Genomic DNA, 8,173 nt, shown 5'->3' with positions numbered 1-8,173 from the left:
TAGAAAAATGAATAGACTTAAAATTGAATTAATTTAATAATGCACTACGAGTTAAAAGAAGTAATTTAGCCGAATGTTAAAGAAACTATTTACAGCCATTGGCGAGTATTTTTTGCTTTTGGGCAAGGTTCTCAACAAACCGCAAAAAAGAAACGTTTATCTCAAGCTACTGGTAAGAGAGTTTTATGATTTAGGAGTCAATTCCTTTGGGTTGGTTCTTTTTACCTCATTTTTTGTGGGCGCTGTTGTTGCTATACAGATGTACAATAACTTTAGTGCATCCTCCTTCCCTATCCCTAATAGCTTTATAGGCTATGCGACAAAGGTGGTGTTGATATTAGAGTTTTCGCCAACCATTATTTCGGTCATCCTTGCTGGAAAAGTGGGGTCTTACATTGCGTCCAGTATTGGTACAATGAGGGTGACGGAGCAGATTGACGCACTTGATATCATGGGGGTTAATTCGCCCAATTTTTTAATATTACCAAAAATTGTTGCCAGCGTTATATTTAACCCTCTTCTAATTGCTATCAGTATCGTAGTTGGGATTTGGGGTGGCTATATTGCAGGTGTTGCAACTGGAAACTGGACAAAAGCAGATTATATCACTGGAATCCAGATGTATATGCCATCTTATTTTATATGGTATGCTTTTCTTAAAACTGCAGTTTTTGCATTTTTAATAGCAACAATCCCCGCCTATTTTGGGTATAATGTAAAAGGAGGGTCATTAGAAGTGGGAAGAGCCAGTACACAGGCCGTTGTATGGACAATGATTGCAGTGATTATCGTAGATTTATTATTAACTCAAATGTTACTTAGCTAATGATAGAGGTAAAAGATTTAAGGAAAAGTTTTGATAACGTTGAGGTTCTTAAGGGTATCTCCACAACATTTGAAACCGGTAAGGTTAACCTTATTATTGGGCAAAGTGGTTCCGGGAAAACGGTATTCCTGAAATGCCTTCTCAATGTTTATGAACCATCCAGCGGTGGTATTTCATTTGATGGCAGAGATATCATGACGATGTCCCGAGAAGATAAACAATCCCTGCGTTCCGAGATTGGAACCGTCTTTCAGGGAAGTGCTCTGTTTGACTCCATGACTGTTGAGGAGAACATCAGTTTTCCGCTGGACATGTTTACCAATCTCACATTTCGTGAAAAAAAACGAAAAGTTTTGGAAGTTATAGGCAGGGTTAACCTGCAAAATGCCAATAAAAAATTCCCTTCGGAAATATCGGGAGGGATGCAAAAAAGGGTAGCCATTGCAAGAGCAATTGTCAATAATCCCAAATACCTCTTCTGCGATGAGCCCAACTCTGGGCTGGATCCCTATACATCCAACGTAATTGATGATCTGTTGATGGAAATCACCAAAGAGTACAATACCACCACTATTATCAATACGCACGATATGAACTCTGTAATGACCATCGGAGAAAAGATTCTTTATCTAAGGCTGGGCGTTAAAGAATGGGAAGGTAATAAAGACATATTAGCTACCGCAAAAAATAAAAACCTATTAGATTTCGTTTATTCATCAGAACTCTTTAAACAATTACGAGAGTTTATGCTGGAAAATGATCAGACAAGTTTAACACACAATAAACCCGAAAACAATGAAAATGAGTAAGAAATTAATTAGTACACTGGCTTTATTCCTAGGAATGATGGCTTATTCGCAAGTGACTGTAGGATTGAGAGCCAACGCGCTTTTCAATACCTCTTCTGCGAGTTGGGAGAACTTCACCAATACTTTGAAAGGAGAAAAAGCTAACACAGGATTCAATGCCGGGCTTGCCTTCAAAATTGGTGCGCCGGTAGGTGGATGGTTTGTAATGCCGGAGATTTACTATACTTCTATCAAAAATGAAGCAACTGCCACTACCTTAACACAAGGTGACGTGACGGTGGAAGCAAAAAGCAACCGAATTGATGTTCCTGTTATGGTAGGTCATAACTTTCTTTTGGGTAAGTTAGCAGCTTTCGCAGGTCCTGTAGCGTCATACAACCTTACTACCAACAATACATTTTCTAATTTCAAAGAGAATGCAACCAAAGAATTTACCGTTGGTTATCAGTTTGGTGCACAGGCTACGCTTTCTAACTTTGTAGTGAATGCACGTTATGAAGGTGCTTTTTCCAAGGATACAAGGAAATTTATCAATAATGTTTCTGGTGAAGAAATCAGATATGATAACCGCCCGGGAATGTTTATTCTGGGGATTGGCTACAACTTTAACTAAGTTATTAAAACATCAAAAAAAGAATGCTGGAAAATATTTTCCGGCATTCTTTATATATAGACCTTAAAAATTTACAAAAATGTCCTTCGTGAGAATAGCATTTCTGTATTACAAATGTACTGGCTCTGTTTCAGAGATTATTTAACTTAATAAATGAAAAATATAACGATATTAATCTAAATTATTTATTTTTGTTTTGAATTGATATTAACAGGAATGAAAGTTATACTTGAACATATCCAGCCAGACGATAACAGTTCTTTCAAAGTGCTGCATATCAAGGATGTGCCTATTTCTGAACTGAACTGGCAGTACCATTACCATTCTGAGGTGGAAATTGTTTGCGTAAAAAATGGCAAGGGCACACGGCATGTGGGCTATCATAAAAGCCATTTTGAAGATGGTGCATTGGCATTAATAGGATCAAACATCCCACATTCGGGTTTTGGGCTTAATGCCACAGATCCACATGAGGAAATTGTTGTTCAGTTCAAAGAAGAGATTCTTGCCCTACCGGAGAATGAACCCGAAGCCCAATCCATCAAAAAATTGCTAGAGATCTCCCGTTATGGCGTTTTGTTCTCTTCAAAAGTAAAAACAGAAATCATCCCAAAACTTGAGAATATGAGCCAGGCAGAAGGTTACAGAAGATTCCTTTTGCTCCTAGAGATTCTTCATGATTTGTCAAAAACTGATGATTTTGAGCTGATGAATACCGAGGTTATGCCCTACACCATTGTATCCAGAAATCGTACCAGGCTGGAGGCTGTCTTTACCTATGTAGAGAATGGCTATCAAAGCGACATCGACATAATGCAGGCTGCAGAATTGGCGAACCTTACCAAGCCGGCCTTCTGCAATTTCTTTAAAAAAGCCACTTCCCTCACTTTTGTAGAATTTGTTAACAGATATAGGATTGATAAAGCGTGCATACTACTGTCCCAAGAAAAAAGCATAGCAGAAAGTTGCTATGCTACAGGTTTTAATAATATCACTTATTTTAATAAGATTTTCAAAAAGTATACTAAGATAACGCCGGGACAATTTATTAAAAACCTCTAGGAGTAGAGATTCTCGTTATTAGAATCATTAATAACTTTCTGTTTCTCCAACTCGGCTTTTTCTTTCTGTAACTGTTTATAATCTTGTCTTATTTTGGCTTCTTTTACTGCATTTCCTTTGCTAACATAGCCGACGAGACCACCAATAATAAGGCCAATCCCAATGCCACTTAATGCACCATAAATGACTCTTAGATCAATAGCCATATCATTAAGGTAGCAAAGGAGTGCTCCAAGACCAAGCAATATCAATCCAATTACAATTAAACTTTTCATCGTGTTTATTATTTTTAAAGTTTTCTACTTACCTCCAGCAGCCTTGTAATATTGCAATGCTTTTGGCATATCAGCATTAAGGTCTGCAATCCTATTTTCGGGATTAGGGTGAGTGGATAAAAATTCTGGCACTCTGTTACCCGAAGAGGCATTTTCCATTCTTTGCCAAAAAGCAGTTGCATTCCTTGGGTCATAACCAGCCATTGCCATCAGGTAAAGTCCCATTTCATCGGCCTCCGACTCCTGCTTTCTGCCATAAGCCAATAGGCCAACTTGAGCGCCGTAAGGATATAATTGCTTAACAACGTTCATTAGCTGAGAACTATTAGTGCTGCCGCCCAAAAGGGATCCGCCATATTGTGCCATCATCGCTTGCGAGATGCGTTCATTTCCATGGCCTGCCAAAGCGTGCGAAACCTCATGTCCCATGACTACAGCAACGCCGTTGTCATCTTTACAAATCGGCATAATTCCTGTGTAAAATGCTACTTTACCGCCCGGCATACACCAAGCATTAAGTTGATTATCCTGAATGAGATTAAATTCCCAGCTATAGCCTGCCAATGCAGACTCCCTACCTATACTCTTATAATAGGCGTAAGCTGCATTCTTGATTCTTGCTCCCACTGTTTTAATCCTGTTGGCATCTGCAGTGCCTGTTATTACTTTTGCTTTTGACAAGGTAGTCCTATATTCCGAAGCTGCTGCAGTTGCAATATCAGAGTTATTAGCAAACTGGATGGATGAACGCCCAGTAATAGGATTGGTAACACAGGCAGTAACACCAAGTCCTGCTACCAAAAGTGCTGAAATTTTTAAGATTTTCATCGCTTAAATGTTTATATCAAATGGTTTTTACAAGTTTTATTCCAAATATTATTATTTGTTGAGAAATGCATCCCAACCCTGTGCCGTTAATGGCACTAATTGATTGGATCCCCTAGCGACCAAAAAGTTGCCTTGCGATTCATCTGTGGCATGACCAATAACCGTGAAGTCTGGATGATTCTTTATTTTATCAAAATCCGAAGGTGAAATTGTCAATAACAATTCGTAATCCTCGCCTCCGTTAAGGGCGGCCATTGCAGGATTAAGGTTCAGTTCATCAGCTGTGGAAATCGATGTTTCATCCATCGGGATTTTTTCTTCATAGATATGGAAGCCTACTTTGGACTGATCAGAAAGATGCAGAACCTCGGATGCCAAACCATCGGACACATCAATCATCGATGTGGGAACAATGCCCAACTCTTCCAGTTTTTGTTTAATATCGGTTCTCGCCTCTGGTTTCAGTTGCTTTTCTAGGATATAATCATAGCCTTCCATCTCCGGTTGCATATTAGGATTAGCCAGATAAACCGAATGTTCTCTTTCAAGGATTTGCAAACCCAAATAAGCACCTCCCAAATCGCCTGTGACTACTAAAAGGTCATTGGCTTTCGCCCCGCTTCTTTTAACGATTTTGGCTTCATCTCCCAATCCTACCGCAGTAACACTAATGACTAAACCAGCATTGGAACTTGTTGTATCTCCGCCAATTAAGTCTACTTTGTATCGGGCGCAAGCCAATGCAATCCCGGCATAAATCTCTTCCAGCGCTTCTACAGGGAAACGGTTGGAAACAGCAACGGAAACCAGAACCTGTGTTGGCGTTGCATTCATAGCGGCAATATCGCTCAGGTTCACCACCACGGCTTTGTAACCCAAATGCTTCAGCGGCACATAGCCCAGATTGAAATGAATACCTTCTGCCAACATATCTGTAGAAACCACTACTTTTTGATTTTCTGGATCAATCACAGCAGCATCATCTCCAATAGACAATTTTGTAGAGGTCTGAACAACCGGGAAATGCTCCGTAAGGTGTTTGATCAATCCAAATTCTCCAAGTTTGGAAATGGGTGTTAATTCTTGCGATTTATCTTCTAACATTCTAATTTACTTAATGATAAAATTCTTACTTATTTCACTTCTTCGAAAAGAGATTGATCTACATTTTCTGGACGGAATGGCAACGTCCTTAGATATTCCTTTGAGATAGTCTGCACATTTTCTGATCGGAAGGCGTTCATTACCTCCATAATATCTTCAGGCGGCGTGGTCGTTTTTCTCAACATCATATCTATCCAGACTCCCGTGGCTTCTGCAGTGGCACAATGTGTACCATCCGGCAAATAAAACTTGTGGATAAACTGGTAAATAGAACCGTCTTCGGACAATGCCGAAACTTCCAAACCAACAAAAACAGTTTGATCTGCATAGATTTCCTTGAAGAAAGAATAACGCTCGTGCAACATCACCGGCCCCACGCCCCAACGGTTAAGCTGTGTTAAGCCAATCTTGTTTTTATTAAGAAAAGCCATTCGGGTTTGTGAGCAATAATCCACGTAGGTAGAGTTCCCAAGATGGCGGTTGGCATCAATATCACTCCAGCGGACTTCAAATTTATGGTAATATACAGACATTGTTTTGATTTTAATATTCTTCAAAATTAACCATTTGGGGTGGATATTAAAAATGTAATTTTGTGCATCGAATAGAAATGAAAAAAAAAGTTATTATCATTGGCGGAGGCGCGGCAGGCTTTTTTACCGCTGCCAACCTAGACGAGACTAAGTACGATGTCACTATCCTGGAACAAAATTCTGACGTATTGCAGAAAGTGAAAATTTCTGGCGGCGGCCGCTGTAATGTAACACACGCTTGCTTCGACCCGAGAGATTTGGTTAATTTTTATCCCCGTGGAAACCGTGAACTGCTGAGTGTCTTTACAAAATTTCAGCCCGGTGATACTATGGATTGGTTCGAGACCAGAAAGGTGCCGTTAAAAATCGAGAAAGATAACCGGATTTTCCCGGAAACAGATTCTTCCCAAAGCATTATTAATATTTTGCTGGATGAAGTCCGAAGAAAAGGTTTCGAAATCAAGACACAGGCTAACGTTCTGGAAATTATCTCAGAAAACAATTCTTACTTTATTAAAACAAAATCAGATAGTTACAAAGCTGACTTTATCCTATACAGCACGGGAAGTTCTCCAAAATCTTTAAAACTTATCCAACAACTTGGCCACAAAATTGTGGAACCAGTCCCTTCTCTTTTTACCTTTAATATAAAAGATGATTTGTTGAAAGATTTGCCGGGAACAAGTTTTGAAAATGCAGAAGTCAGAATTCCTTCGTTAAAATCCGAAGAGTCTGGGCCACTGCTTATTACGCATTGGGGACTTTCGGGGCCTGCTGTCCTCAAACTTTCAGCTTGGGAAGCGAGAAACCTCGCCAAAATGAAATACAACTTTGAGATTGAAGTCAATTTTATCTCGATGCCTATTTCTGATGCTGAAGAAGCACTGAAACATTTTAAAAATCAAAATCCTAAAAGATCCATTGGCCAATCAAAGATATTTGAGGTAACCAACCGTTTCTGGAACAAGATTCTTGAAGTTTGTCAAATCAATCCCGAAAAACAGATTGCAAACCTTTCCGGGAAAGAACTGAACCAAATTTTGGACAATCTTTGCCGAAAAAAACTGTTGGTGAGCGGCAAATCAACTTTTAAAGATGAGTTTGTAACGGCTGGCGGTGTAGACCTGAAAGAAATTAATTTTAAAAATATGTCTTCAAAGATTTTACCCCACTTTTTTATTGCTGGCGAAGTTCTTGATATAGACGCGGTTACGGGAGGTTTTAACTTCCAGGCTTGCTGGAGCGAGGCGTGGCTGATTTCCCAGCATCTTAATTCACTATAATTAAATATTTAGACTAAATTTGAACTTTAATTTTTGATCATAATGAAATATCCTAAGAATCTTCTCCGATTATTGCCACTTGTGATGTTGTTTCTTTTTGTGTCCTGCAAAACTACTGTGATGGCTCCCAACAAACCACTATACGATAATACGCTGGTACTTTATAAAACCTACACCATCCAGACCAATGATGCCAAAGTACACAAAATAAAGGTTCTGAAAGTAGATTCTACAAAAATCTACGGCGAATCCAAAACTGGTGAAAAGCTTGAAATCGAAAGATCCGATGTGAGAGACATTAAAAAAGCGAATGTTCTTGGGTCGGTTTTAATTGGACTTATTGCTGCGGCTGCCGTGGTTTTTATCCCGATCTAACCCACTGATAAACATAAGAATCATACAACCTGCGGCATAACAGGCAATATCCAGCCAGCTGAAAGAATTGCCAAGAACGGTCATCATGACGGGATTATTTTGAAACCCCAAGCGTTCTGCAAAATTCAAATACTGCAAGCCTTCTATAGCACAGGAGAAAATAAAAATTCCGGTAATTAGCTTTATCGGATTTGTTTTTATAAAAGCCCGGATAAAATAATAAATCAGCATCACCACCAGAACATCGCCAAAATAAGCCCTGATAAAAAAGATGTTTTTGAGCTTGGTAGCGATGAGAACCTCTATCAAAAATAGGAGGATCGCAACCATCAGGTTTTTGAGATTGAACTTTATGACGTTTTTCAAAGAATGGATTTATGTTTAAACAAACTTAGGGAAAGTATTAAAAACCAGCATATTTATTTTCGGTTTGATTTTTGAAACGGTTTTTAAAATCAAATCTTA

Annotated in this window: 11 protein-coding genes; 6 read left to right on the top strand and 5 right to left on the bottom strand. The window is 39.0% G+C overall.

Going from position 1 to position 8,173, the window contains the following annotated elements; genetic code table 11:
- Positions 1-73 precede the first annotated feature (73 nt).
- From AC00Y6_RS13650 to AC00Y6_RS13635, 4 genes are all read left to right on the top strand, one after another.
- Entirely contained in the window at positions 74-826 is a 753-nt protein-coding gene (locus tag AC00Y6_RS13650; protein WP_474491163.1) for an MlaE family ABC transporter permease, read from the top strand.
- Positions 826-1,635, top strand: coding sequence for an ABC transporter ATP-binding protein (locus AC00Y6_RS13645; protein ID WP_474491162.1), 810 nt, complete (start codon positions 826-828; stop codon positions 1,633-1,635). The genes AC00Y6_RS13650 and AC00Y6_RS13645 overlap by 1 nt, the downstream gene beginning before the upstream one ends.
- Positions 1,628-2,248 (top strand): outer membrane beta-barrel protein, encoded by a 621-nt coding sequence (locus tag AC00Y6_RS13640; protein ID WP_474491161.1) that lies wholly within the window; start codon positions 1,628-1,630, stop codon positions 2,246-2,248. Before AC00Y6_RS13645 ends, AC00Y6_RS13640 begins: the two co-directional genes overlap by 8 nt.
- 216 nt (positions 2,249-2,464) lie before the next feature.
- Entirely contained in the window at positions 2,465-3,310 is an 846-nt protein-coding gene (locus AC00Y6_RS13635) for an AraC family transcriptional regulator (protein ID WP_474491160.1), read from the top strand.
- Here the strand turns inward: AC00Y6_RS13635 and AC00Y6_RS13630 are convergent.
- From AC00Y6_RS13630 to AC00Y6_RS13615, 4 genes are read right to left on the bottom strand one after another with little or no spacing between them, the layout of a single operon-like run.
- On the bottom strand, positions 3,307-3,585 hold the full coding sequence (locus tag AC00Y6_RS13630) for a hypothetical protein (RefSeq protein WP_474491159.1): 279 nt from the start codon (positions 3,583-3,585) through the stop codon (positions 3,307-3,309). The genes AC00Y6_RS13635 and AC00Y6_RS13630 overlap by 4 nt on opposite strands.
- A 24-nt stretch (positions 3,586-3,609) precedes the next feature.
- A complete protein-coding gene (locus AC00Y6_RS13625) occupies positions 3,610-4,413 on the bottom strand; it encodes a M48 family metallopeptidase (protein ID WP_474491158.1) in 804 nt (267 codons plus the stop codon).
- A gap of 51 nt (positions 4,414-4,464) precedes the next feature.
- Complete coding sequence (gene thiL / locus AC00Y6_RS13620) at positions 4,465-5,517, bottom strand: thiamine-phosphate kinase (protein WP_474491157.1); 1,053 nt, start codon at positions 5,515-5,517, stop codon at positions 4,465-4,467.
- Between the two features lie 29 nt (positions 5,518-5,546).
- Positions 5,547-6,050, bottom strand: coding sequence for an acyl-CoA thioesterase (locus tag AC00Y6_RS13615; RefSeq protein WP_474491165.1), 504 nt, complete (start codon positions 6,048-6,050; stop codon positions 5,547-5,549).
- A 77-nt stretch (positions 6,051-6,127) separates the two neighbouring features.
- On the opposite strand from AC00Y6_RS13615, the gene AC00Y6_RS13610 reads away from it, so the two are divergent.
- A complete protein-coding gene (locus tag AC00Y6_RS13610) occupies positions 6,128-7,333 on the top strand; it encodes a BaiN/RdsA family NAD(P)/FAD-dependent oxidoreductase (RefSeq protein WP_474491156.1) in 1,206 nt (401 codons plus the stop codon).
- Positions 7,334-7,375: 42 nt separating this feature from the next.
- On the top strand, positions 7,376-7,708 hold the full coding sequence (locus tag AC00Y6_RS13605) for a bacteriophage spanin2 family protein (protein ID WP_474491155.1): 333 nt from the start codon (positions 7,376-7,378) through the stop codon (positions 7,706-7,708).
- Here the strand turns inward: AC00Y6_RS13605 and AC00Y6_RS13600 are convergent.
- Positions 7,661-8,074: a ribosomal maturation YjgA family protein gene (locus tag AC00Y6_RS13600; RefSeq protein WP_474491154.1), complete on the bottom strand. Its 414-nt coding sequence runs from the start codon at positions 8,072-8,074 to the stop codon at positions 7,661-7,663. The two genes, AC00Y6_RS13605 and AC00Y6_RS13600, sit on opposite strands and share 48 nt — an antisense overlap.
- Between the last annotated feature and the right edge of the window lie 99 nt (positions 8,075-8,173).

The organism is Epilithonimonas sp. (genome assembly GCF_056329745.1).
This window is presented reverse-complemented; position numbering and strand designations above follow the sequence as displayed.

Coding starts and splice junctions, on each gene's coding strand:
- AC00Y6_RS13625 (WP_474491158.1), bottom strand. CDS start 4,413: ATGAAAATCTTAAAAATTTCAGCACTTTTGGTAGCAGGACTTGGTGTT.
- AC00Y6_RS13635 (WP_474491160.1), top strand. CDS start 2,465: ATGAAAGTTATACTTGAACATATCCAGCCAGACGATAACAGTTCTTTC.
- AC00Y6_RS13630 (WP_474491159.1), bottom strand. CDS start 3,585: ATGAAAAGTTTAATTGTAATTGGATTGATATTGCTTGGTCTTGGAGCA.
- thiL (WP_474491157.1), bottom strand. CDS start 5,517: ATGTTAGAAGATAAATCGCAAGAATTAACACCCATTTCCAAACTTGGA.
- AC00Y6_RS13605 (WP_474491155.1), top strand. CDS start 7,376: ATGAAATATCCTAAGAATCTTCTCCGATTATTGCCACTTGTGATGTTG.
- AC00Y6_RS13610 (WP_474491156.1), top strand. CDS start 6,128: ATGAAAAAAAAAGTTATTATCATTGGCGGAGGCGCGGCAGGCTTTTTT.
- AC00Y6_RS13615 (WP_474491165.1), bottom strand. CDS start 6,050: ATGTCTGTATATTACCATAAATTTGAAGTCCGCTGGAGTGATATTGAT.
- AC00Y6_RS13640 (WP_474491161.1), top strand. CDS start 1,628: ATGAGTAAGAAATTAATTAGTACACTGGCTTTATTCCTAGGAATGATG.
- AC00Y6_RS13650 (WP_474491163.1), top strand. CDS start 74: ATGTTAAAGAAACTATTTACAGCCATTGGCGAGTATTTTTTGCTTTTG.
- AC00Y6_RS13645 (WP_474491162.1), top strand. CDS start 826: ATGATAGAGGTAAAAGATTTAAGGAAAAGTTTTGATAACGTTGAGGTT.